Source organism: Pseudomonas sp. GL_103 (assembly GCF_057835175.1).
Genome location: NZ_CM174420.1, coordinates 3,834,925 through 3,855,945, shown reverse-complemented (window position 1 = coordinate 3,855,945; position 21,021 = coordinate 3,834,925). Strand labels below are relative to the sequence as shown.

The following is a 21,021-nucleotide window of genomic DNA, read 5'->3' as shown; positions in this document are numbered from 1 at the left end:
GCCGCCTCTGTCCTGAGGCGGGAGGATATGGGTAATGAGTGCTTTGCATGCTGACAGGCGTCTGTCAGCCTGGCTTCTTGCGCCCGGCTTCGGCTGGCTGCTGATGTTCCTGGTGATTCCGTGCCTGTTGGTGCTGGTCTACAGCTTCGTCGAACGTGGCGCGTATGGCGGCATCGACTGGTTGTTCACCTGGGAAAACTACCAGCGCGCGTTCGATCCGCTGTACCTGGGCATCCTGCTCAAATCGGCGAAAATCGCCGGGCTGGCCACGGTGTTCGCGGTGTTGATCGGCTACCCCGCGGCCTATGCGATCGCCCGGGCGCCACGGCGGCGTCAGGCGGTGTACCTGTTTCTGGTGATGCTGCCGTTCTGGAGCAATTACCTGATCCGCACCTACGCCTGGATCGTCCTGCTCAACCGCGAAGGCCTGATCAACCGCCTGCTGCAATTGTTCGGCTACAGCGGCGAACCCATCAGCCTGCTGTACACCGAGTCGTCCGTGGTGCTGGGGCTGGTCTACAACTACATCCCCTTTGTGATCCTGGCGATTTTCTCGTCGCTGTCGCGGATCAACAATGAACTGTGGGACGCCTCGAAAGACCTCGGCGCCTCGGGCTGGATGACCTTCCGCCGGATCATCCTGCCGCTGAGCGTGCCGGGTATCGCGGCGGGTGCGGTGTTTGTCTTCGTGCTGAGCATCGGCAACTTCATCACTGCCGACCTGCTGGGCGGCAAGCAGGTGCAGATGGTCGGCAACCTGATCTATTCGCAGTTCCTCACGGCGCGGGACTGGCCGTTCGGTGCGGCGCTGAGCTTCTTCCTGATCGCGATCATGTTGATCCTGCTGTTCATCCAGGCACTGGTGGCCCGTCGTGCAGAAGGGGCGCGCTCATGAGTCAGTCTCGTTCTGTCAGCGGCACCGTGCTGGGTTCGCACCTGGGACTGGTGTACGCCTTCCTTTATATACCGATCCTGGTGTTGATCCTGCTGTCGTTCAACAAGTCCGGATTGCCCACCGCCTGGGGCGGCGTATCGCTGAAGTGGTACGCGGCACTGGCGCACAACACGGCGATTCTGTCGGCGGCGCTCAACACCCTGGTCGTTGCGTTGTCGGCGACCTTTATTGCCTGCGTGCTGGGCACGTTCCTGGCGCTCGGCATCGAATTGCGCCGCAAGGGCAACGACAAAGGCCAGGTGGTCGACACCTTGCTGATGGCGCCGATGATCATTCCCGACATCGTGCTGGCGATTGCGCTGCTGAGCTTTTTCAACCTGCTCAAGGTCGGCCTGGGGCTGCACTCGATCATCATCAGCCACGCGGTGTTCAACATCGCCTTCGTCTGCGCGGTGGTGCGCACGCGGCTCAAGCACTTCGACTATTCGATCCTCGAAGCCTCGATCGACCTCGGTGCGAGCTGGGTCACCACCTTCCGCCGGGTGCTGCTGCCGGTGATTTTCCCCGGTGTGCTGGCGGGCGGTTTGCTCTCGTTCACCCTGTCGGTGGACGAATTCATCATCGCCTTTTTCAACTCAGGCTCCGGCCAGGCTTCGACCACGTTGCCCATGCAGATCTACGCCATGATCCGCTTCGGCGTCACCCCGGAAATCAACGCTCTGGCGACGCTGGTGATGCTGGTCAGCATCACCGCGCTGCTGGCTTCGCAGCGTCTCAACAAGGCTCCTCGCACCCATGAATAACTCTTCCGCGGTACTGATCCTGGATAAGGTCAGCAAGTCTTATGGCAACGGTCTGGCGGTCAACGAGGTGTCGCTGAGCATCCGCGAGAACGAGTTCTTCGCGCTGCTCGGGCCGTCCGGCTGCGGCAAGACCACGCTGCTGCGCATGCTCGCCGGTTTCGAGACCCCCAGCGGTGGCTGCATCTACCTGGACGGCAACGACATCTCGCCGCTGCCGGCCAACAAGCGTCCGCTGAACCTGATGTTCCAGTCCTACGCGCTGTTTCCCAACATGACCGTGCGCAAGAACATTGCCTACGGCCTGGAAATGGAGCGCCTGCCGGAAAGCGAAATCCGTCGCCGGGTCGATGAAGTGCTGAGCACCGCGCAACTGGGTGAGCTGGCCGAGCGCAAGCCCGATCAACTGTCCGGCGGCCAGCGCCAGCGAGTGGCGCTGGCACGGGCATTGGTCAAACGCCCGCGAGTGTTGCTGCTCGACGAGCCTTTGGGCGCCCTCGACAAGAAACTCCGGGAAAAGATGCAGCTGGAACTCAAGCGCCTGCAACACGAGAGCGGCATCACCTTCATCATCGTCACCCACGACCAGGAAGAAGCCCTGGTGATGTCCGACCGCATGGCGGTGCTCGATGGCGGCAAGGTGTGCCAGTGCGGCAGCCCGACCGAACTCTACGAAAACCCCAACAGCCGTTTTGTCGCCAACTTCATCGGCGTCAGCAACCTGCTCGAAGGTGTGCGCTCGGGCCAGCACTCGGTGCGGGTCAATGGCCAGGAGCTGAGCGTTGAAACCGACGCGCCGCTGGTGACCGGCCAATCCGTCGCCGTGGTGGTTCGCCCCGAACGCCTGCAAGTGCTGACGGAGCAGGGCGGCGATTGCGCCAATCAGGTCAGCGGCAAGATCGTCGAAGTCGCCTACCACGGCCTCGACACCAACCTGCACGTGCAGACCCCCCTCAGCGACAAGCCGCTGATCGTGCGCGTGCCGTCTTCACAGTTCGAATTCGCCCATTTTGCAATCGACACGACCATCCGGCTGGGCTGGCAGGCCCGGCATGCCCGCGTATTGACGCGCTGAACAATAAAAAGACCAGGCAGGAGCAGCACTCGATGAAACAGAAAGTGATCGCATTCTTCCCCGAAGCCGCCTACGGCCCGGCGCTGAACTCAGTGGGTATCGCCCAGGCCTGTGAAGCCCTGGGGCATAAAGCGGTGTTCCTCACCGACCCGGGCATGAGCGGTGTCTACGCCGGTTATGGTTTTGAAGAACACATGGTCAACATGTCGGCGCCGATGCCGGCCGAAGAAATGGCCCGCTACTGGGTGGATTTCATCAATGGCCACATTCCGAATTTCCGCAAGTCGCCGCTGGAGCAGATCGACAACTACGTCAAGGAATGCTGGGCGGCCATCGTCGAAACCGCCAAGTGGGCGCAAAAGGACCTGCCGGCGGTGCTGGACAAGGTCAGGCCCGACCTGATCTGCGTCGACAACGTGATCCTGTTCCCGGCGATCAAGCAATACGGCAAGCCGTGGGTGCGGATCATTTCCTGCTCGGAAAACGAGATCGAAGACCCGGATATCCCGCCGCACCTGTCGGGCATGAGCATCGACGACAAGGCCGGCCACGCGCAATTCCGCCAGCGTTTCGAGGAAGTGGTCGGGCCGATTCACGACGACTTCAACCAGTTCCTCCAGGCCCATGGCGAGCAGCCCTATCCGCTGGGGACCTTCTTTGAAGCGTCGCCGTTCATGAACCTGCTGCTGTACCCGGATGCGGTCAAGTTCGACCGGCATCATCCATTGCCGGCCGAGCGTTTCCATTACCTGCAGGGTTGCGTGCGCCACGACACGCCCTACGAGATTCCGCAGTTCCGCGCGAACAACGACAAGCCGTTGCTGTACGCCAGTTTCGGCAGCCTCGGCTCCGGCGATGTCGAGCTGCTCAAGCGCCTGATCGAGGCGGTGGGCAAGCTGCCTTACCGGGCGCTGTTCAACGTCGGCGAGCACCTCGACGAATACCCGGACCTGCCGGACAACGTGCAGATTTCCAACTGGTTCCCGCAGCCCTCGGTGATTGCCCAGGTCGACGCGGTGATCCACCACGGCGGCAACAACAGCTTCACCGAGTGCCTGTTCTTCGGCAAACCGGCGATCGTCATGTCCTACGTCTGGGACGGCCACGACAACGCCATGCGCGCCGAAGAAAGCGGCCACGGCTTCAAGCTCGATCGCTATGAGTGGAGCGAAGAACAGCTCGCGGAAAAACTCCACGCGTGCCTCCACGACGAGGCGATGCGCCAACGCCTGCAGCGCACCAGCGCGCAGATGCAATCCCGCAAGGGGCCGCAAGACGCGGCCGCGATTCTCGACAAGGTGCTCAACGATGCCTGATTCATCCACCACGGCGGGTATCACGCCGTACCTCGAAGCCGTCAGCAGCCGCACCGACCTGGTGGACTGGGGCGTGCAGAGCGATGCCGTCGAAGGCGTCTCGCATTCCAGCGGCCGCTTGCTGTTCAAGGGCCCGAACAACAGCCCGGAAAGCGGATTGTGGGTATGTACTCCCGGGCGCTGGCGGCTGTCGATTCCCCGGGACGAGCTGTGCCACTTCATCGCGGGGCACGCCACTTACCGTAACGACAACGGCGAAGTGATCGAAGTGCGGCCCAACACCCTGGTGCTGTTCCCGGCCGGCTGGACGGGCGAATGCCATGTCCGGGAGACCCTGCGCAACGTGTACATGCTGGCTTGAACCTGATGCTGAACGGTTAAAAGGCGAAACCTGTGGGAGCGAGCTTGCTCCGGGCGGCGTTCCGACGATGGCGCAATAACATTCAACATCAATGTTGACTGACCCGCCGCCATCGCGAGCAAGCTCGCTCCCACAAGGATCGCGGTGTTCCAACCCTTATCTGATCGGCATTGGGCCAACGGAATTTTTTGGAGAAGATGAATGACTACCCCGTTTCTGTACGACCCGCTGAGCATCACCGACGTCAAGGATTGGGGCGTGATCCCGACCATGCTCGAGGGTCAATCCCGTGTCTCCGGCGTGGTGCTGCACAAAGGCCCCGAAGGCCAGTCCGAATGCGGTATCTGGATCTGCACCCCGGGCAAGTGGTTCTGCCATGTGACCAGCGACGAGTTCTGCCACTTTCTCGAAGGCCGCTGCACTTACGTCCACGAGTCCGGCGAGGTGATCGAGATCAAGCCGGACACCGCCGCCTTCTTCGGCAAGGACTGGAAGGGTGTGTGCACCGTCCACGAGACCATCAAAAAGGTCTACATGATCCGGTGACTGCCATGACAGATGCACTGGCGTCATTGCCAACCCGTGAAGACCAGCGCGCCGCCTTTCTGGCCCGCGCCGGTTACGCCGGGGCCTTGCTGGTCGCCTTGCCGGCGGACGCTTCGACCCGGCGTTATTTCCGCCTGGACGGCGCCGGCCTGTTGCTGATGGATTCGCCCCCCGACAGTGAGCCGATCGGCCCGTTCGTGCGGATCGCCCGGCAGTTGCAGGGGCTGGGCCTGTCCGCGCCGGCCTTGCTGGCGGTGGACGAGGCAGCGGGGCTGGCGTTGATCGAGGATTTCGGTCACGACACCTACACCCGGCTGCTGCTGGCCGGGCATTCGGAGTCGGCGTTGTATCACCTGGCGGTCGATACGCTGGTGGCCTTGCATCGCGCAGCGCCAGCCACGGAACTGGCGCCTTACGACGGGCAGCGACTGGCGGACGAGTACGCGTTGTTTATCGACTGGTACGTACCGCTGCTGATCGGCAAGGACGCGGCGCAAGACCTGCGCAATGAGTATCTGGCGCTGTTCGCCGACGCCTGTCGCGATGTCGCAAAACGCCGCGAAGCCCTTGTGCTGCGCGACTTTCATGTCGACAACCTGATGCTGCTGCAAGGCCGTGAAGGTGTCGCCGCCTGCGGCTTGCTGGATTTCCAGGACGCCCTGGTCGGGGCGGCGCCCTATGACCTGATGTCGCTGCTCGAAGACGCCCGGCGCGATGTGCCTGAAGCGCTGCGGGCGGCACTGATCAGCCATTACCTGTTGCAGCGCCCGGAGCTGGATGCGCCGGGTTTTCTCGAAGACTACCGGCGCCTGGCCGCCCAGCGTCACGCCAAGGTGCTGGGGATTTTTGTGCGCCTGGCCGGCCGTGACGGCAAGCACGGTTACCTGGCGCACCTGCCGCGCACCCTCGGTTTGTTTGTCCGCGCCCTGGACGCCGAGGCCTTTGCGCCGCTGCGCCAATGGCTCGACCGGCAGGTGCCGGGCTGGCGTGATCAACTGCCCGCCGAGACACTGGCGACGTTGCGTGAAACCCCTTATCGATTGGTTCAAGGATCATCCCATGGCCACGTTCAACACTGACACCGCATTGCGTTTCATCAATTCTGAATTCCTGCCGCTGACCGATGGCCGTGTGCGCGAAGTGCTCGACCCGGCGACCCTGCAACCGGTCGGGCAAGTCGGCGTGTGTGGCGAAGCCGATGTGCAAGCCGCCACCGATGCCGCCACCGCCGCGCAACACCAATGGCGCCTGATCGACGCGAAAAGCCGCGCCGCGCGCCTGCATCAACTGGCCAACGCCATCGAGCAGAACCTGGCCTGCAACCGTGAAGTCGCACGCCTGATGACCCTGGAGATGGGCAAGCCGTTTCCCGAAGCCATGGGCGAGCTGGCCAACTGCGCGCCGATCTTTCGCTACTACGCGGAGATGGCCCGGGACGATGCTGGCAAGGTCGCCGGCACCACGCAGATCGGCTCGTTCCAGCATGTGCGTTACGAGCCGTGCGGTGTCAGCGTGCACATCATGCCGTTCAACTTTCCGATCCTGCTGATGTGCTGGACAGTCGCCGCGTCTTTGGCGGCGGGCAATGCCTGCATCATCAAGCCGGCGGAAGCCACGACCCTGTGCACCCTCAAGTTCATGGAGCATTTCACCGCATTGTTGCCGGGGCTGGTGTCTTGTGTGCCGGGCGATGCGCTCACCGCGCAGTTGCTGGTGCAGTCGGCGCAGACCCACGCGGTGGCCTTCACCGGTAGCGTGGCGGCAGGCAAGGCGGTGGCCGTGGCTTGCGCCGAACGGATGAAACCGTGCGTGATCGAGGCCGGTGGCAGCGATCCGCTGATCATCTCCAGGCATGCACCGCTGGACGTGGCAGCGGCAGGGGCGGTGACGGCGGCGTTCCATTTGAGCGGGCAAATCTGCACCTCGGCGGAACGCTTCTACGTCGTCGACGAAATCCATGACGAGTTTGTCGCCAGGTTCGCCGAACGCACCCGTGCCTTGCGCATTGGCCATGGCCTGGAACGCTCGGAGATCGGGCCGATGGTCAGCGAGGCGGCGCGCAACAAGGTCATGCGCCTGGTCGATGACGCCGTGGCCAAGGGCGCGACAGTGGTGTGTGGCGGGCGGATTCCACCCGAGCACAGCGTCGGCTGGTTCTATGAGCCGACCATCCTCACCGGCGTGACCGGCGACATGGCGATTCTGCAGGAAGAGTGCTTCGGCCCGGTGGCGGCGATTTGCCGGGTCAGCGATTTCGATGAGGCGGTGCGGTTGGCCAACGACTCGCCGTTCGGCCTTGGGGCCTCGCTGTTTTCCACGGACCTGGCCGAAGCCATGGAAGCCGCCGAGCGTCTGGAGGCGGGGATGGTCTGGGTCAACAATCCGCTGATCGACAACGATGCGCTGCCGTTCGGTGGCTGGAAGATGTCCGGGCTTGGGCGCGAACTCGGGCGTCAGGGGCTGGAAGCGTTCCGCCGCTCGAAAATGGTCATCATCGACCACCAGCCGAAGATCCAGGATTGGTGGTATCCCTACGCCGACGACGTGTTCTATCGCGATCCGGCCTGAAGCCGGGATGCACACAGGAGGATCGCGATGAGCGACAACATTGGCTGGCCGACCCTGGCGGTGATTCTCGCGGCCGGGCAGGGCACGCGCATGCGTTCGCCGCTGCCCAAGGTCTTGCACCCGGTGGGCAACCGGCCGCTGCTCGGCCATGTGCTGGCGGCGGTGGAGGCGGCGAGCATCGAGCAACGGGCGGTGGTGGTGGGCGCTGGCGGCGGGCAGGTGGCCGAGTACCTGCAACAGGTGGCACCGACGGCGCAGGTGTTTATCCAGCACGAACAACTGGGCACGGCCCATGCTTTGCTGGCGGCCCGGCCTGCACTGGAGGCTCACGAGCAGGGTTGTGTGTTGGTGCTGTTTGGCGATTCGCCGTTGATCACCCCGCAGACCTTGAACCGTTTGCGTCGGGCGCTGATAGACGGCGCAGCGGTGGCGGTGGCGGGTTTCCATACCCAGCAACCGGGACCCTATGGGCGATTGCTGGTGAAGGACGGTCGTCTGCGGGCCATCCGCGAAGCCAAAGACGCCAGCCCGCAGGAGCTGGACATCAACTTCTGCAACGGCGGCGTCATGGGCCTGCGCGCCGACACCTGCCTGTGGTTGCTGGATCGTATCGGCAACCGCAACGTTCAGGGTGAGTACTACCTCACCGACGCGGTGGCGGTGGCCAACGAGGCGGGGCTGACGGTGACGGCCGTGGAAGTGGATGAAGTCGACGTGCTCGGGGTCAATGACCGCGAGCAATTGCAGGTCGCCGAACAGCTGTACCAGCAGCGCCGGCACCGCAGGATCAAGGAGTGTCCCATGGGTGACTATCAACGGTTGTACATCGGCGGTGAGTGGGTCTCACCCGTCCAGCGCGGTGTTTTTGAAACCCTCGATCCGAGTGACGAGTCGGTTCTGGCGCGGGTTGCCTCGGCGACCGCAGAGGACATCGATCTGGCCGTGGCGGCGGCGCGCAGGGCATTTGATGAGGGTGACTGGCCACGCTGGTCCGGTGCACGACGGGCGCAAGTGCTGAGGAACATTGCCGAGGGCATCCGCGCTCGCCAGGACGAACTGGCGGCCATCGAAGTGCGCGATAACGGTAAACCGTTGCCGGAAGCGTTGTGGGACATCGCCGATACCACCGGGTGCTTCGACTTCTATGCGGGACTTGCCGAGCAGTCGGACCCACACAATGAGCAGTCGATCGAGTTGCCGGATGCGCGCTTCACCTCCTCGGTGATCAAGGAACCGGTGGGTGTGGTCGCGGCAATCATCCCGTGGAATTTCCCGATGCTGATGGCCGCATGGAAAGTCGCCCCGGCACTCGCGGCGGGTTGCACCCTGGTGCTCAAACCTTCAGAACTGACACCGCTGACTGCCCTCGAACTGGCCGGCATCGCCGACCAGGCCGGGTTGCCGGCCGGGGTGCTGAATGTGGTCACCGGCCTGGGACGCGAAGCGGGAGCGCCGTTGGCCGAACACCCGCAGGTCGACAAGATCGCCTTCACCGGCAGCGTGCCGACCGGACGCAAGATCATGCAGGCCGCCGCCAACGAGATCAAAAACATCAGCCTGGAACTGGGCGGCAAATCACCCTTCGTGATCTTCGCCGACAGTGATCTTGAAGCGGCGGTAGAGTGGATTCTGTTCGGGATTTTCTGGAACCAGGGACAGGTCTGTTCAGCCACTTCGCGGGTGTTGGTGGAACGCGCGTTATACCCGGCGCTGCTGGAGCGCCTGATTGCCGCCGCCGAGCAGATTCAGATTGGCCAGGGCTTCGAGGAAGGGGTGAAGCTCGGGCCGCTGGTCAGCCGGGGGCAACTGGACAAGGTGCTGGCGGCGATTGCAGCCGGTCAGCAAGAGGGCGCGCGGCTGGTTTCGGGCGGTGTGCGGCCGGGTCATCTGGAAAAGGGTTATTATCTGACGCCGGCGATTTTCGCCGATGTCCCCGAGGACAGCGCCGTGTGGCGCGAGGAGATTTTCGGCCCGGTGGTGTGCCTTCGCGCCTTCGACACGGAAGCCGAAGCGATCCGTCTGGCCAATGACTCGCCGTTCGGGTTGGCGGCGGCCGTCATGTCCCGGGATATCCCGCGCTGCGAACGGGTCGCTCGCGGGTTTCGCGCGGGCATCGTGTGGGTCAACTGCTCGCAACCGACCTTCGTCGAGGCACCCTGGGGCGGCTACAAGCAGAGCGGCATTGGTCGCGAACTGGGCGAATGGGGCTACAACAGCTACCTGGAAACCAAGCAGATCACCCGTTACAACGGCGAGCCTTGGGGGTGGTATCTGAAGTGACGTGAGTGCCGGAACGGCCTGCCTGCGGACAGGGGCAGGTCATTGTTCCCGAATTGTACGCCTGTGGAACTGCAAAGCATTCTGGCAATCGAAGCCTATACGGGCGAGACGGACGTCGTAATGGTTACGCGTTGGCATTGAACGCCCTGTATGGCTGTAAAGCCGGGAGGGTTGCATGGAAAGGGACGCGATGTTCAAGTTCCTTGCGGGCTACCTGTTGATGTGTGCCCTGTTGGCATGGGGGGTGGTCCAGGCGTCTCACTGGATTGCTTCTCGCCTGCTGCTGTATTGGATTATTTAGCGTCGACCCTCGCTGCCACGCTCCTTCTTGTCGATTCTTCCAGCACCACAATGGTGCGACCCACTGTTTGGCCTTCTTCCTCTGACCCTCAGCCTGCGAAATCAGTCCGGTTCGCTGAACCGGCAACTGACCCAATTCAAGGATTGAGCCAGTTGCCGATGGTGCCGGGTTAGTGGAACGGAAAGATGTAGTTCATCCAGGCGGCCATGCGCAGGAGGATTTTGCGCATCATCGCGATGTGATGGAAATGCTGGCTGTACAACGCCGCCTGGCCGTAGGCGCCGCCGGGCATCTGGCCGGCGTACTGGGCATAGTCGGGATCGGTGATTTCAATGATCACCGGAACCCGGCCGGCCGGTGGTGAACCGGTGAAGCCGATCAGCGTGCCCGACGGTTGAACCTGGCCTTCGGCGATGACCGAAACGACGGTCTTGACCTTGCCTTCGAAAACCTTCCCGGGAATGCCGTCAAATGCGACTTCGGCCTCGTCGCCTTCTGTCAGGCGCAACAGGCTGTTCTGCCGCATCCACGCCGCGAAGTAATGCCCTTCGGCGGGAATGAAGACCATCGAAGGGCGCAGTGGCAACTTGGTCGCCATCATGCCCGGACGCAACGAAACGTGGGTGACGAAGCCTTTGCTCGGCGCGCGGACGGTGGTGTTGTCGAGTTCGTACTGCACGTTGTCCAGTTGTGCCTTCAGGTCATCACTGCGCGCGACCACAATGTCCAGTTCCCGTTGGGTGGCGAAATTACGCTTGATCAGCTCGGTGATCCGCGCGCGATCGGCCTGGGCGGCAATCAGCTGTGCCTTGAGGGATTTGAGCCGGTATTCGAAAGGCGCCGGGTCGATACGAAACAGCACATCGCCTTTTTCCAGGGGCTGGTTGGTCTTTACCGGTACATCGATTACCTGGCCGCTGACCACGGGTATCACCGGAACCGATACGAAATAGGAACGCGCCACCTCGGAGTAGGGGTGGTTGTAGTTCATCGTGAAAATCAGCGCGCCGATAATCACGATCCCGCCCAGCACCGCCGTGGGCACCGTCCATTTGTTCAGGGGGATGCGGAAGATCTTGAAGATGGCTATGCAGAGTGCCGCATACGTCAGAATGAGTAAAAGATCCATGGCTCAAAGGCCCTCGCCGAGATTGTCCGTTGGTACCCGGTTCTGGGTCGTGCCCGTTGCTGCCTCCAGGCGCTCGATCCGGCCTTGCAGCTCGGCGACCTGTTGTTCGAGGTGAACCACATGACTTTTTGCTGAATGTCCGTCACTGAAACCCCAGCCCCGGTCCTCTCGATAGGCCATCGCCCAGATCCACAGGAACGGCCACAGCGCGTGCAAGGTGAAGAGGCTGACCCAGCCGGTGGCGTGGATCGCATCCTGGTGAGGGTGGTTGCGGTGGACAGCAATTTCATAGGGGATGTCGTGGAGCAGGATGATCCCGTAAAACAGCACAAGCCCGACAAAGACCAACAGGCCCAGGGCGAAGTAATCAAGCATGAATCACTCCTCTTGAAGCAGATAACGTGTGCGCCTGAGTGTAGCTGTTCAATCTACACTTGACGGGGATGCGGATTCCCAGCCGGAACAACCGGTGCCTGGCCGAAGCGTCGATTGATATCGTGCAAGCACACTCCGACGAGGTGAATTCATGCCAACCAATGGTCGATTCGAGAGGGCGCCTGTACTTGACCCTGTCGAGCGCATTACCGAGGTGATCTTCGGCCTGCTGATGGCCATGACGTTCACCGGCACCATCAGCGTGGCCACGGCAGACCAGGCAGCCGAACGCACGATGATGATTGCCGCACTCGGCTGCAATCTCGCCTGGGGACTGGCCGATGCGGTCATGTACCTGTTGCGCGCATTGGTCGAGCGCACGCGCAGGATCAAGCTGTACATGGCCCTGCGCAATGGCGCGGACGCCGCGGCCGGTCAGGCGCTCGTTGCGCAGGTGTTGCCGTTGCAGTTCGCGACGGCGGCCGGCAGCGAGGGCCTGGAGTTGTTGCGCCTTCGGCTGCTCGAGCAGCCCCCCTTGCCGACCAGGGCCGGCCTCGGCTGGAACGACTTCAAGGGCGCCCTCGGTGTTTTCCTGTTGGTCGTGTGCTCGACATTTCCGCTGGTGGTGCCGTTCATACTGCTCGATCAGACGGCACTCGCCATCCGCCTGTCCAACCTGATCGGGCTCGTGGTGCTGTTCATCGCAGGCTGGATGCTCGCCAGATACGCTGGCGCCACGCAATGGCAGGGCGGGGTGATCCTGGCCGCCACCGGGGGTGTGCTGATCCTTGCAATCATTGCGCTGGGCGGCTGACAACCGGTCATAATTCAACACACAAAAGACTCATTCTCATTTACTATTGCCCTTCCATTTACGTCGGGCAGCCCGGTATGGATGTTCTTGCCACAATCCATCTTTATTTATCCCAGTGGGTGATCGAGCCGGTCACCCGGCAGTTCCTGGGCATTTTCGACTTCAACGGCAGACTCGGTCTAGCCTTTCTCTGCATGTCTTACGGCGTCGCCTACTGCCTGTTCCGCTACCGAAAATCCCGGGGCCTGACCGACGCGCGCTCATTCGGGCAGTTCATCGGCGGCCGCCGGGTGTACCTGCATCGCTCGGCGCTGCTCGACTACCGCTACTACTTCGTACTCGCCATCCTCAAGGTTGCCCTGGTGCTGCCCATCGTCGGTCTGGTGGATCCGTATGTCTTGCGTTCAGCGGACTACATCGCGTTCTTCACCAATCTGTGGGGCGCGCGTACGCAAGTGGAGGAGCACGTGGCGCTGACCCTGCTCTATGGGCTGGGCGTATTTCTGGTCAAGGACTTCAGCCATTACTGGGGCCATCGCGCTTTCCATTCGCGGTATCTGTGGGCCTTCCACAAAGTCCATCATTCGGCGCCCGTGCTGGTGCCGGCGACGGCCAGCCGCGTGCACTTTCTGGAAGAAGTGGTCGAAAAGCTCACGGACATCATCTGCGTCGGCGCGTTTGCCGGTGTCTTCTGGTACGCCTGCGGCGGAGAGATCAGCCGCTACACCTTGTTTGGCGTGACCTACATGGTGCTCATCTTCAATGCCCTGGCGGCCAACCTGCGTCACAGCCACGTCTGGTTGTCCTTCGGGCCGGTGCTGGAGCGGGTGCTGAGCAGCCCGGCGCAACACCAGATTCATCACAGCGATGCGCCGCGACACTTCAACAAGAACTTCGGCATCAACCTGTCACTGTGGGACTGGATGTTCGGCACGCTGTACGTCACCCGGTCCACACCCGAGGTCATCCATTTCGGTACCGGGGAACAGGATCACGAGCGATACCTGACGCTGAATGGGTTGATCGTCACGCCTTTCGTCGACATCGCCCGCAAACTCTTTCCTGGAAAACCCCCGAAAGCACAGCCTGAAAGCGGATCTGATCCGTATTTTTCAGCGCAATCTGCCTCTGTAACGGATACAGCCGCCAGCCCACAATAAGTCTTCGGTACGCCGTTCGGGCAGCACACGCCGCCCCTGTACCGCCAATTCATAGTGTGGGAGGCCCCATGGCCAAGATGACGATTTTTCTCGGCGGTTTTCTGCTGTTGACCATTCTGATCGGTATGCTGGCGACGATTCCGCCGGCGTGATTACACACCGCAGATCACTCTGATTGCCTGGCGTGCCAGCTCAATACTCATGGAGTGTCGACCCTCCTTCATTCCTCCAGTGTTCAAGCGGTGTTTGGCGGGTGGCGGCAGCCAGTGACGTCGTTGGCGTGGCTTACCCGCGATCCGGAACCTGGCCACACCGCCTCCGCGCTCACCGGTACTCATCATGCCGGCGCCACCAGGGTCCCGTTTCATTGCGGCCCTTGGGCGCGCGGTCGAGCCATTGGTACATGCTCCACAATCCGTCCAGGCCCCGCGCGTAGGTGGAGTAGGTGTGATAGATCTCGCCGTCTTCCAGCACAAACGTACTCAGCCCTGGCCTGTCGCGGGTATAGGTCGGCGCATCGGTGCCACAGGTCGCGGCGAACTGTTTCACCGGTTCCGGTATTTCACTGGCATCCATGGCATGGCCGCCGCGCTGGTAGTTGTACTCGACCAGTCCTTCGCGCTGCTGGGCTTCGGTGAAGTAGACGTTGAAGTCGGCAGTGAAATCGCAGTCGGCGGCCGAGGCCCATGGGAAGGTCCAGCCCATTCGGCGCTTGTAGGCCTGCAGTTTCGCCAAGGGCGCGCGGGAAATCGCCATCAGGGTCACGTCGTGGTTCGCCAGGTGGATAACGACGGGGTCGAAGCCATCGGCGATGGCTGAGCAGGACGGGCAGCCGGCCGTGTAGTCGGGGCCGAACATGAAGTGGTAGACCAGCAGCTGCGAGCGCCCTTGAAAGAGTTCGGCCAGGGTGGCGCTGCCGTTGTCGGTATCGAAACGGTACGCCTTGTCGAGGCGGACCCATGGCAAGGCCTGGCGTTGCCTGGCCAGTTCATCGCTGCGTCGGGTCAGGGCCTTTTCCGCTTCGAGCAGTTGCAGGCGTGCCGCCAGCCATTGGTCCCGGGACGCGGTTTTGTGGGTGTTCATCGTTCTACGCTCCTGGTGAAAGGTGGTGATTTAGACTAAACCCGGGTATCGAATGATGGGAGTGACAAGCGTGGCGGGATTTCCATGGACTCGATGATCACGGCAGCCGCACAGGCGCTGGCGGCGGGCAATCCGCTGGGCGCACTGGACCGCGTGGCCTTGCGCGACGATGCGCCAGCGCTGGCCCTGCGCGGTATCGCCATGGCGCAACTGGGCGATCTGGTGCGGGCCAGGGCGCTGGTCAAGCGTGCGCAACGGGCCTTTGCGCCCAAGGAAGTGCTGGCCCGGGCGCGCTGTGTGGTGGCCGAGGCCGAAATCGCCCTGGCTTCGCGGGAGCTCGGATGGCCGGTCAAGGCGCTCGAAACGGCGCGGGTCACCCTTGAACACCACGGTGACCGGGTCAATGCCGCCCATGCGCGCTATCTGCAAATCCGCCGTTTGCTGTTGATCGGGCAGCTCGACGAGGCACAGCAGTTATTGGCCGAACTCGACCCCGACCCGTTGCCGCCAGCCTTGCGGGCAACCCATGAACTGGTGCTGGCAGGTATCGCCATTCGGCGCGTGCAATCGCACGCAGCGCGGGAGGCGTTGAACAGGGCCGGGCAGGCTGCCGGGCAAACCGGGATTGCCGCGCTGATCGCTGAGGTCCAGCACGCTGCGTATCTGCTGGATGCCCCCGCCGCCCGCCTGATTACCCAGGGTGAAGTACGGCCGCTGTTGCTCGATGACGTTGAAGCGTTGTTCTGTTCAACGTCCCTGGTGGTGGATGCCTGCCGGTACGTTGTGCACGGCTGTGGCATGTCGGTGTCGCTCGCTACAAGGCCGATCCTGTTCGTACTCGCCCGCGCATTGGCCGAGGCGTGGCCCGCCGACGTTACGCGGGAAACGCTGATCGCCCGGGCGTTCCGTTTGAAACTCTCGGATGAATCCCATCGAGCCCGGCTTCGCGTGGAAATCGGCAGGCTGCGTAAGGCACTCAAGCCGTTGGCCGGCGTCATCGCGACGGCACGCGGTTATGCCCTGCAATCGCCGGTGTGTACGGAGGTGGTGACACTGGCGCGACCGGTCGAGGAAAAATTTGCCGCGGTATTGGCCTGCCTCGCCGACGGAGAGTCGTGGTCGAGTTCCGCCTTGGCACTGGCGCTGGGTACCAGCCAGCGTACAGTGCAACGGGCACTCGATACGCTGGCGGAGCAGGGCAAGGTGCAGTGGTTTGGCCGTGGTCGCGCGCGGCGCTGGATGACGCCGCCCGTGCCGGGATTCGCGACGACCTTGTTACTCCCGGCACCGCTGCCCGGTGGCTAGGATGAACGCCACCAACCCCCATCGAGGAATGCCAGATGAAACACGCAACTGCTGAAATCATTCGTGAATATGGCCCGTTTGCCGATGTCGATCATGTGTGCGGCGTCACCTGGGACGGCAAAAAGGTCTGGTTCGCAAGCAACAGCAAAATCAACGCCCTGGACCCGGAAAGCGGCAAGGTGCTGAGCTCGATCGATGTCGCTGCCCATGCCGGCACCGCGTTTGACGGGGAGCACCTGTTCCAGATCGCCGAAGACCGCATCCACAAGATCGACCCCTGCACCGGCCGCATCCTCTCGACCATTCCTGCCCCCGGCGCGGGCACCGATTCGGGTCTGACCTGGGCCGAAGGGACGTTGTGGGTGGGCCAGTACCGCGAGCGCAAGATCCACCAGATCGACCCCGAGAACGGCAAGATCCTGCGCACCATCGAATCCAACCGTTTCGTCACCGGCGTGACCTGGGTGGACGGCGCGCTGTGGCACGGTACGTGGGAAGGCGATGAAAGCGAGCTGCGCCGCATTGATCCGCAATCGGGCGAAGTGCTGCAGAGCCTGAAAATGCCCGAAGGCGTGGGCGTGTCGGGGCTCGAGTCCGATGGCGGTGAGCGGTTGTTCTGCGGTGGCGGCGATAGTGGGAAAGTGAGGGTGGTGCGCCGGCCTTCGTGAGGCGCTGCAGCCAGGTCACCAGGTACAACCTTTGTGGGAGCGAGCCTGCTCGCGATTGCAGAGTGTCAAGCAACATCGATGTTGACTGATTTGACGCTATCGCGAGCAAGCTCGCTCCCACAATGGATCTTCAGTGGCCACGAGAGATGCATACGGCTCAGCTCCCACAGAGGCAACTGCCTCGGTGAAACTCATCCATGTAAAGTCATCCCTGGATCGATAGTATTTTTCCGTCCTGCCATGTTTTCCGCTGGTCAAAATCGGTCTAAAAGCCCGGTTGGCAATCGTGCCTGTTTTGCTATCCTCAATCTTGTAGGTGAAGACGCAGACTGATGCGCAAAAGGATAGCAAGGAGACGTGGGGCGCGTTCCGAAGGGTACACGGTTAGAAAGATCCCCGCGCTGGGATCCAGCCCTTATGCCGTGTGAAGCAGAAGAGTTCCATTACAGTTTCACGACTCTTTTGTGGGAGGCCTGATAAACCTTGTAAGCCGGAGACCAGCACCGGCCACCTACTTGTTACATTCACCCACAAAGCCCGCCCAGTGCGGGCTTTTTAATGCCCGCAAGGTGGGTCCGGTCAGCGGCTCAGGGCGCGCCAAACAGCATCGTCCAGTAGACACCGTTGTCGCTGCGCGCGTTGGCGGCGTAAGCGGCACCGACCTGGGTGAACATCGGGTTCATCAGGTTGGCGCAGTGCCCGGGGCTGGCGAGCCAGCCGGCCATGGCCTTGCTGGGCGATCCTTGCCCAGCGGCGATGTTTTCACCGATTTGCCGGCCACGGTAGCCAGCGGCCCTGGCGCGGTCGGAGGGCATGTCACCGTCGGGGTCCTGGTGGGCAAAATAGTTGCCGTAGGCCATATCCTTGCTATGGCTTTGTGCTGCGGAGCCCAAGGCTGCACTCCAGGACAGCGGCCGCGCGGCGGCGAACCGCTGGCGACCGCACAGGCGCGGCTTGGCCCGGGCGGCGTTGACCTGCGCCAGTAACGCCTGCGCGGCGCTGCGTGGATCGCCGGTTTTCCCATCGAGCACCGGTCGTGCCAGCACCACTTGCCACTCACTTCCGGCGCGGCTGACGCCGATGTCGGCGTATTGGTTGTCGAGCAGCGCGGCGCAGTGCTCGTCCTGGAACATATCGAAGGCTTCTTCGGCATCCCGTGCACCCACCACGCGGATCGACCGCACCATGGTTGCCTGATAGCCGGAAGCCTTTAACCGGTCCCGCAACCCACCGCCATAGCCAACGGGCAGGGCCAGGTTCGACTTGAGTGTCAGGGGTGATAAGCGTTGCGACGGCCGCCGGTCGCAGCGTTGCGGATGGGCGCGATAGTCGTTGATAGCGTCTACCAGTTGCCGTTGCCCATCGGCGTGGGCGGGGCTGGCGAAAGCGGGGAGCAGGGAAAACAGGCACAGCGAAGAAAAGCGCAAGGCAACGACGGTTTGGCGCATGGACGGACAACTCTGATGAGATGACAACGAAGAAAGTGGGGAAAAGCGCTGGGCTATGACTGGTGCCTTGAAACAAGGTTCACGGCGGACAGCTGTCTATTTGCGGGCGTAGCCATGAGTCCGACGAAGGGGGGGGGCGACGGGTCTGTATGATGGAGCTTTTTCGCCCCAGACAAGGATCAACCCATGGGTTTGAGCAAACGCGATCAGGCGCATATCGAACGGCGTCTGGTCGCCACCCTGACCGAGGCGTGCGAGACGGCCAAAGCGGAAATCGTCGGCTTCCAGTGGTTGACCCATATCGTCGATTACGCCCGGTTTCCGGCCAGCCTCAAGGTGGTTTGGGTCTTCGATACCTTGGCCAACAGGGAGCAGGCGCTGGCCAAGGGGCAGGGTGAACGCATGGTCGAATTCACCGCCATGGCCCTGGGTGAGGCGCAGGTTCAGCTCAGCCCGGTGGCGGCCCATGTGCTGTTCGACTCTGAAGAAGCCTGCCAGCGGGACAACGCCGGAAACTGGCAGCAACGGCTGTCACGCAGACGCTAGGCTGGCTGATCGGTATTGTCTGGAGCAGCCTCTGTCGCAACGTCCGGGGTTTCCCTCGGTCGCAGCCTGAAGCGACAGACATGCCCGCCGCGCACCATGCACTCGCTGTGTTCGACTTCACCGCCGCCCAACGCGCCGATCAAGGCCAGGTCCAGTTCGCAGACCACCGGGTGCTCGGCGGCCAGGCGATGGAACACGCAGTTATGCGCGACGATTTCCGGGGTACCGCCTGAGCGAAAAAACACCTCGGCTTCGTAGCCCGCCTGGTTCATGTGCTGCACGATCCTGGCTTCATCCACGACCTGTTGTTCTCGGTCCAAAGCCAGTTTTCGACCCATGCTGCGCATCAGCGAGGCCATGGCTTCAGGACCGATGATGGCGGCGACTTCATCAATCAATACGCTGGCCAGTAGCTGATAGTGGCGAGGGAACTGCTCCCGCGCGTGGTCGGTGAGCCGATACAGCTGCTCCGGACGACGGCCCGTCGGCCGGGTGTCGCCGCGCAGCACCAGACCGTCACGCTCCAGCGCCGCCAGGTGTTGACGGATCGCCGTGCGCGTGACGGCCAGGTGCTCAGCCAACTCGTCAATGCTCATGCCGCCCCCATGGTGCAGCAGTGCATTGAGCAGGTCCTGCTGTGTTCGGCCCAGTCCTTCCAGCATGGTGTGCCCTCGCGCGATATCAGAACTTGTCCGGGAATTGCTTGACCAGCGCGCCGGTCAAGGCGTCGGCCAAGGCCAGGATGTGCGTGCGCATCATCGCCCAGGTGCGGGCTTCGCCGGCGTAATCGTGTGCGGCAAACTCATCGATCTGGGCGACGTGGTGACCGCCATGGGCCGACAACATGTTGACCAGTGTGGCTTCAGGCAGATTGGGGTTGGCGGTGGCCAGAAACGCCGCAATCGCCTTGGCATTGCTGGTCAACTCGGTGACGGCGGCCTGCTTGCCCTTGGCGTCTTTGGCGACGGTGGCATCGCTGTAGTGTTTCACCGCGCCCCAATGGCCGGCAAGCAACTTGAGCAGTTGATCCGCGGCCGGTTGGCCGTAGAGCGGGGCGATGCTGTTGGCGATTTTGGTGGCGTTGTCGACCACCTGGTCCGCCGCGACTTTGGCTTGCTTTTTGTCGGCGGATTGATTGGCCAGCGCGTAGTTTCTGATCCAGAAAATGTGTTCGACCCAAAGGTCACGCTCGGCCAGGCGCGTGGTCAGCGCGGGGCTGTCGGCAGCGGCGGGTGAGGCGGCAGGCGTCTGGCTCCAGACCGGTTGCGCACACAAAGCCAGCAGGAGCAAAGCCAGGGTTTTGATATTCATGACGGCACCCTCTGAGAGTGGGAACGTTCGACAATATCAATATAGGCATAAAAATATGTTTTTATTGGGCGAAGATATAATCTCGGACCAATGGTCGCGACTTAAGGGCTTGCCTGTGGCGAAGTATGTTCTACCTTGCTGGCTACAACCCACCCCCCAGCGCCTTGAGGTATTCAGGGCTTTCGCTGATCGAGTTATGCCCCGTCCCCGGTATCACCTGCAGTGACGCCACGCCTTTGGCGAAGTGTGTGTACAAACGCTCGGTGCTCGGGCGCGGAATCACTTCGTCTTGCTCGGCCGCGATCAACAATGTCGGCACCGTGATGCGGGCGGCGTACTGCCAGGACGGGTATTTGTCCTTCAACAACCAACGCACCGGAAACCAGCGGAACTGGCGGGCGGCGAGCCCTTCGAGGCTGTTGTAGGGCGTGATCAGCACCAGTCGCGCGGCCGGGCGTTCGCTGGCCAGGCGCACGGCAACCCCGGAACCCAGGCTGCGTCCGACCACAGCCACATGCGGATGGCTGGCATACACCTGGTCGAACAACGTGACGGCATCGCGGGCAATGGCCTCTTCGGAAGGCGAGCCGGAACTCCCGCCATAACCACGGTAATGCAGCAGGTACAGCGCGTAGTCAGGGAAGGCTTGGGTGAACTCGGGCAGGTTGCGTGAGACGTCTTCGGCATTGCCGCCAAAATAAATCAGCGCGTTGGGACCTTCGTGCGGTCGAACGGAGACCAGCACCTGTGCGTCGGCGACCGGCAGGGTGAGCAGCGTTGCGGCTGTCCCGACGGCGCGCGGTTGCGGGTAATAGATCAGCGCCCGTTGAAACACGAACAACGTGACGCACAGCACCAGGTACAGCGCAGCGATGACGACGACGAGTAACACCAGGGTGCGCGACATTCGACTAACGTTAGTGGGCGGCATTGACGGCTCGGGGTTTGAAAGTGGTTGGCGCCGCAAGGCTTCCTGAGTGTAGTCAATCGGCTCTTGGCGCGGGTAATCCGGGTTGTCGGCGCAACAGGCCGGCCCCCTG

The 21,021-nt window shown here is 62.4% G+C and carries 21 protein-coding genes and 1 pseudogene; 15 read left to right on the top strand and 7 right to left on the bottom strand.

All coding sequences use genetic code 11. The annotated features are described in order from the left end of the window. Nucleotides 1-34 precede the first annotated feature (34 nt). The 10 genes and pseudogenes from AC3IP0_RS17300 to AC3IP0_RS17255 all read left to right on the top strand — a co-directional run bounded on the left by AC3IP0_RS17300 (nucleotide 35) and on the right by AC3IP0_RS17255 (nucleotide 9,841). Nucleotides 35-895, top strand: coding sequence for an ABC transporter permease (locus tag AC3IP0_RS17300; protein ID WP_046042463.1), 861 nt, complete (start codon nucleotides 35-37; stop codon nucleotides 893-895). Beyond that, on the top strand, nucleotides 892-1,698 hold the full coding sequence (locus tag AC3IP0_RS17295) for an ABC transporter permease (RefSeq protein WP_489316311.1): 807 nt from the start codon (nucleotides 892-894) through the stop codon (nucleotides 1,696-1,698). The genes AC3IP0_RS17300 and AC3IP0_RS17295 overlap by 4 nt, the downstream gene beginning before the upstream one ends. Continuing rightward, nucleotides 1,691-2,770 (top strand): ABC transporter ATP-binding protein, encoded by a 1,080-nt coding sequence (locus AC3IP0_RS17290; RefSeq protein WP_223455675.1) that lies wholly within the window; start codon nucleotides 1,691-1,693, stop codon nucleotides 2,768-2,770. Before AC3IP0_RS17295 ends, AC3IP0_RS17290 begins: the two co-directional genes overlap by 8 nt. Before the next feature lie 32 nt (nucleotides 2,771-2,802). Next, entirely contained in the window at nucleotides 2,803-4,086 is a 1,284-nt protein-coding gene (locus AC3IP0_RS17285) for a nucleotide disphospho-sugar-binding domain-containing protein (protein ID WP_489325447.1), read from the top strand. Further along, nucleotides 4,079-4,447, top strand: a complete 369-nt coding sequence (locus tag AC3IP0_RS17280) for a cupin domain-containing protein (protein ID WP_489316309.1) — start codon at nucleotides 4,079-4,081, stop codon at nucleotides 4,445-4,447. The genes AC3IP0_RS17285 and AC3IP0_RS17280 overlap by 8 nt, the downstream gene beginning before the upstream one ends. A gap of 201 nt (nucleotides 4,448-4,648) precedes the next feature. Beyond that, nucleotides 4,649-4,993 (top strand): cupin domain-containing protein, encoded by a 345-nt coding sequence (locus AC3IP0_RS17275; RefSeq protein WP_007999023.1) that lies wholly within the window; start codon nucleotides 4,649-4,651, stop codon nucleotides 4,991-4,993. A gap of 5 nt (nucleotides 4,994-4,998) precedes the next feature. Beyond that, nucleotides 4,999-6,072, top strand: a complete 1,074-nt coding sequence (locus AC3IP0_RS17270) for an aminoglycoside phosphotransferase family protein (RefSeq protein ID WP_489316308.1) — start codon at nucleotides 4,999-5,001, stop codon at nucleotides 6,070-6,072. Beyond that, nucleotides 6,053-7,561 carry an aldehyde dehydrogenase family protein gene (locus tag AC3IP0_RS17265; RefSeq protein WP_489316307.1) on the top strand — a complete coding sequence of 503 codons (1,509 nt, stop codon included), beginning with the start codon at nucleotides 6,053-6,055 and terminating at the stop codon, nucleotides 7,559-7,561. The genes AC3IP0_RS17270 and AC3IP0_RS17265 overlap by 20 nt, the downstream gene beginning before the upstream one ends. A gap of 27 nt (nucleotides 7,562-7,588) precedes the next feature. Beyond that, nucleotides 7,589-8,068 (top strand): annotated as a pseudogene (locus tag AC3IP0_RS17260) (NTP transferase domain-containing protein); the annotation flags it as partial. A 294-nt stretch (nucleotides 8,069-8,362) separates the two neighbouring features. Further along, a complete protein-coding gene (locus AC3IP0_RS17255; RefSeq protein WP_489327814.1) occupies nucleotides 8,363-9,841 on the top strand; it encodes an aldehyde dehydrogenase family protein in 1,479 nt (492 codons plus the stop codon). Nucleotides 9,842-10,311: 470 nt separating this feature from the next. Here AC3IP0_RS17255 and AC3IP0_RS17250 read toward each other — a convergent pair whose 3' ends face one another. After that, on the bottom strand, nucleotides 10,312-11,271 hold the full coding sequence (locus tag AC3IP0_RS17250; RefSeq protein WP_489316306.1) for an HlyD family secretion protein: 960 nt from the start codon (nucleotides 11,269-11,271) through the stop codon (nucleotides 10,312-10,314). Nucleotides 11,272-11,274: 3 nt separating this feature from the next. Then, a complete protein-coding gene (locus tag AC3IP0_RS17245; protein ID WP_489316305.1) occupies nucleotides 11,275-11,646 on the bottom strand; it encodes a DUF3302 domain-containing protein in 372 nt (123 codons plus the stop codon). 151 nt (nucleotides 11,647-11,797) lie between these two features. Here AC3IP0_RS17245 and AC3IP0_RS17240 point away from each other — a divergent pair, with 151 nt between their 5' ends. Together AC3IP0_RS17240 and AC3IP0_RS17235 are read left to right on the top strand one after the other, a co-directional pair. Beyond that, complete coding sequence (locus AC3IP0_RS17240) at nucleotides 11,798-12,460, top strand: hypothetical protein (protein ID WP_489316304.1); 663 nt, start codon at nucleotides 11,798-11,800, stop codon at nucleotides 12,458-12,460. A gap of 77 nt (nucleotides 12,461-12,537) precedes the next feature. Then, on the top strand, nucleotides 12,538-13,620 hold the full coding sequence (locus tag AC3IP0_RS17235; protein ID WP_489316303.1) for a sterol desaturase family protein: 1,083 nt from the start codon (nucleotides 12,538-12,540) through the stop codon (nucleotides 13,618-13,620). A 324-nt stretch (nucleotides 13,621-13,944) separates the two neighbouring features. Here AC3IP0_RS17235 and AC3IP0_RS17230 read toward each other — a convergent pair whose 3' ends face one another. Next, complete coding sequence (locus tag AC3IP0_RS17230) at nucleotides 13,945-14,703, bottom strand: DUF899 domain-containing protein (RefSeq protein ID WP_489316302.1); 759 nt, start codon at nucleotides 14,701-14,703, stop codon at nucleotides 13,945-13,947. An 84-nt stretch (nucleotides 14,704-14,787) separates the two neighbouring features. Here AC3IP0_RS17230 and AC3IP0_RS17225 point away from each other — a divergent pair, with 84 nt between their 5' ends. Together AC3IP0_RS17225 and AC3IP0_RS17220 are read left to right on the top strand one after the other, a co-directional pair. Further along, on the top strand, nucleotides 14,788-16,008 hold the full coding sequence (locus AC3IP0_RS17225; RefSeq protein ID WP_489316301.1) for a helix-turn-helix domain-containing protein: 1,221 nt from the start codon (nucleotides 14,788-14,790) through the stop codon (nucleotides 16,006-16,008). A gap of 35 nt (nucleotides 16,009-16,043) precedes the next feature. Next, nucleotides 16,044-16,676 carry a Vgb family protein gene (locus AC3IP0_RS17220; protein WP_489316300.1) on the top strand — a complete coding sequence of 211 codons (633 nt, stop codon included), beginning with the start codon at nucleotides 16,044-16,046 and terminating at the stop codon, nucleotides 16,674-16,676. Between the two features lie 587 nt (nucleotides 16,677-17,263). Here the strand turns inward: AC3IP0_RS17220 and AC3IP0_RS17215 are convergent. Further along, on the bottom strand, nucleotides 17,264-18,124 hold the full coding sequence (locus AC3IP0_RS17215; protein ID WP_489325444.1) for a CAP domain-containing protein: 861 nt from the start codon (nucleotides 18,122-18,124) through the stop codon (nucleotides 17,264-17,266). A 186-nt stretch (nucleotides 18,125-18,310) separates the two neighbouring features. Between AC3IP0_RS17215 and AC3IP0_RS17210 the strand changes: the two genes are divergently transcribed. Further along, nucleotides 18,311-18,670 carry a hypothetical protein gene (locus AC3IP0_RS17210; RefSeq protein ID WP_489316298.1) on the top strand — a complete coding sequence of 120 codons (360 nt, stop codon included), beginning with the start codon at nucleotides 18,311-18,313 and terminating at the stop codon, nucleotides 18,668-18,670. Here AC3IP0_RS17210 and AC3IP0_RS17205 read toward each other — a convergent pair. The 3 genes from AC3IP0_RS17205 to AC3IP0_RS17195 form a co-directional block, all read right to left on the bottom strand. Next, nucleotides 18,667-19,332 carry a helix-turn-helix transcriptional regulator gene (locus tag AC3IP0_RS17205; RefSeq protein WP_489325443.1) on the bottom strand — a complete coding sequence of 222 codons (666 nt, stop codon included), beginning with the start codon at nucleotides 19,330-19,332 and terminating at the stop codon, nucleotides 18,667-18,669. The genes AC3IP0_RS17210 and AC3IP0_RS17205 overlap by 4 nt on opposite strands. Nucleotides 19,333-19,351: 19 nt before the next feature. Then, nucleotides 19,352-19,981, bottom strand: a complete 630-nt coding sequence (locus tag AC3IP0_RS17200; RefSeq protein ID WP_150752844.1) for a hypothetical protein — start codon at nucleotides 19,979-19,981, stop codon at nucleotides 19,352-19,354. A 142-nt stretch (nucleotides 19,982-20,123) separates the two neighbouring features. Next, nucleotides 20,124-20,912 (bottom strand): alpha/beta hydrolase, encoded by a 789-nt coding sequence (locus AC3IP0_RS17195; RefSeq protein WP_489325442.1) that lies wholly within the window; start codon nucleotides 20,910-20,912, stop codon nucleotides 20,124-20,126. Between the last annotated feature and the right edge of the window lie 109 nt (nucleotides 20,913-21,021).

Coding starts and splice junctions, on each gene's coding strand:
- AC3IP0_RS17300 (WP_046042463.1), top strand. CDS start 35: ATGAGTGCTTTGCATGCTGACAGGCGTCTGTCAGCCTGGCTTCTTGCG.
- AC3IP0_RS17295 (WP_489316311.1), top strand. CDS start 892: ATGAGTCAGTCTCGTTCTGTCAGCGGCACCGTGCTGGGTTCGCACCTG.
- AC3IP0_RS17290 (WP_223455675.1), top strand. CDS start 1,691: ATGAATAACTCTTCCGCGGTACTGATCCTGGATAAGGTCAGCAAGTCT.
- AC3IP0_RS17285 (WP_489325447.1), top strand. CDS start 2,803: ATGAAACAGAAAGTGATCGCATTCTTCCCCGAAGCCGCCTACGGCCCG.
- AC3IP0_RS17280 (WP_489316309.1), top strand. CDS start 4,079: ATGCCTGATTCATCCACCACGGCGGGTATCACGCCGTACCTCGAAGCC.
- AC3IP0_RS17275 (WP_007999023.1), top strand. CDS start 4,649: ATGACTACCCCGTTTCTGTACGACCCGCTGAGCATCACCGACGTCAAG.
- AC3IP0_RS17270 (WP_489316308.1), top strand. CDS start 4,999: ATGACAGATGCACTGGCGTCATTGCCAACCCGTGAAGACCAGCGCGCC.
- AC3IP0_RS17265 (WP_489316307.1), top strand. CDS start 6,053: ATGGCCACGTTCAACACTGACACCGCATTGCGTTTCATCAATTCTGAA.
- AC3IP0_RS17255 (WP_489327814.1), top strand. CDS start 8,363: ATGGGTGACTATCAACGGTTGTACATCGGCGGTGAGTGGGTCTCACCC.
- AC3IP0_RS17250 (WP_489316306.1), bottom strand. CDS start 11,271: ATGGATCTTTTACTCATTCTGACGTATGCGGCACTCTGCATAGCCATC.
- AC3IP0_RS17245 (WP_489316305.1), bottom strand. CDS start 11,646: ATGCTTGATTACTTCGCCCTGGGCCTGTTGGTCTTTGTCGGGCTTGTG.
- AC3IP0_RS17240 (WP_489316304.1), top strand. CDS start 11,798: ATGCCAACCAATGGTCGATTCGAGAGGGCGCCTGTACTTGACCCTGTC.
- AC3IP0_RS17235 (WP_489316303.1), top strand. CDS start 12,538: ATGGATGTTCTTGCCACAATCCATCTTTATTTATCCCAGTGGGTGATC.
- AC3IP0_RS17230 (WP_489316302.1), bottom strand. CDS start 14,703: ATGAACACCCACAAAACCGCGTCCCGGGACCAATGGCTGGCGGCACGC.
- AC3IP0_RS17225 (WP_489316301.1), top strand. CDS start 14,788: ATGGACTCGATGATCACGGCAGCCGCACAGGCGCTGGCGGCGGGCAAT.
- AC3IP0_RS17220 (WP_489316300.1), top strand. CDS start 16,044: ATGAAACACGCAACTGCTGAAATCATTCGTGAATATGGCCCGTTTGCC.
- AC3IP0_RS17215 (WP_489325444.1), bottom strand. CDS start 18,124: ATGCGCCAAACCGTCGTTGCCTTGCGCTTTTCTTCGCTGTGCCTGTTT.
- AC3IP0_RS17210 (WP_489316298.1), top strand. CDS start 18,311: ATGGGTTTGAGCAAACGCGATCAGGCGCATATCGAACGGCGTCTGGTC.
- AC3IP0_RS17205 (WP_489325443.1), bottom strand. CDS start 19,332: ATGCTGGAAGGACTGGGCCGAACACAGCAGGACCTGCTCAATGCACTG.
- AC3IP0_RS17200 (WP_150752844.1), bottom strand. CDS start 19,981: ATGAATATCAAAACCCTGGCTTTGCTCCTGCTGGCTTTGTGTGCGCAA.
- AC3IP0_RS17195 (WP_489325442.1), bottom strand. CDS start 20,912: ATGCCGCCCACTAACGTTAGTCGAATGTCGCGCACCCTGGTGTTACTC.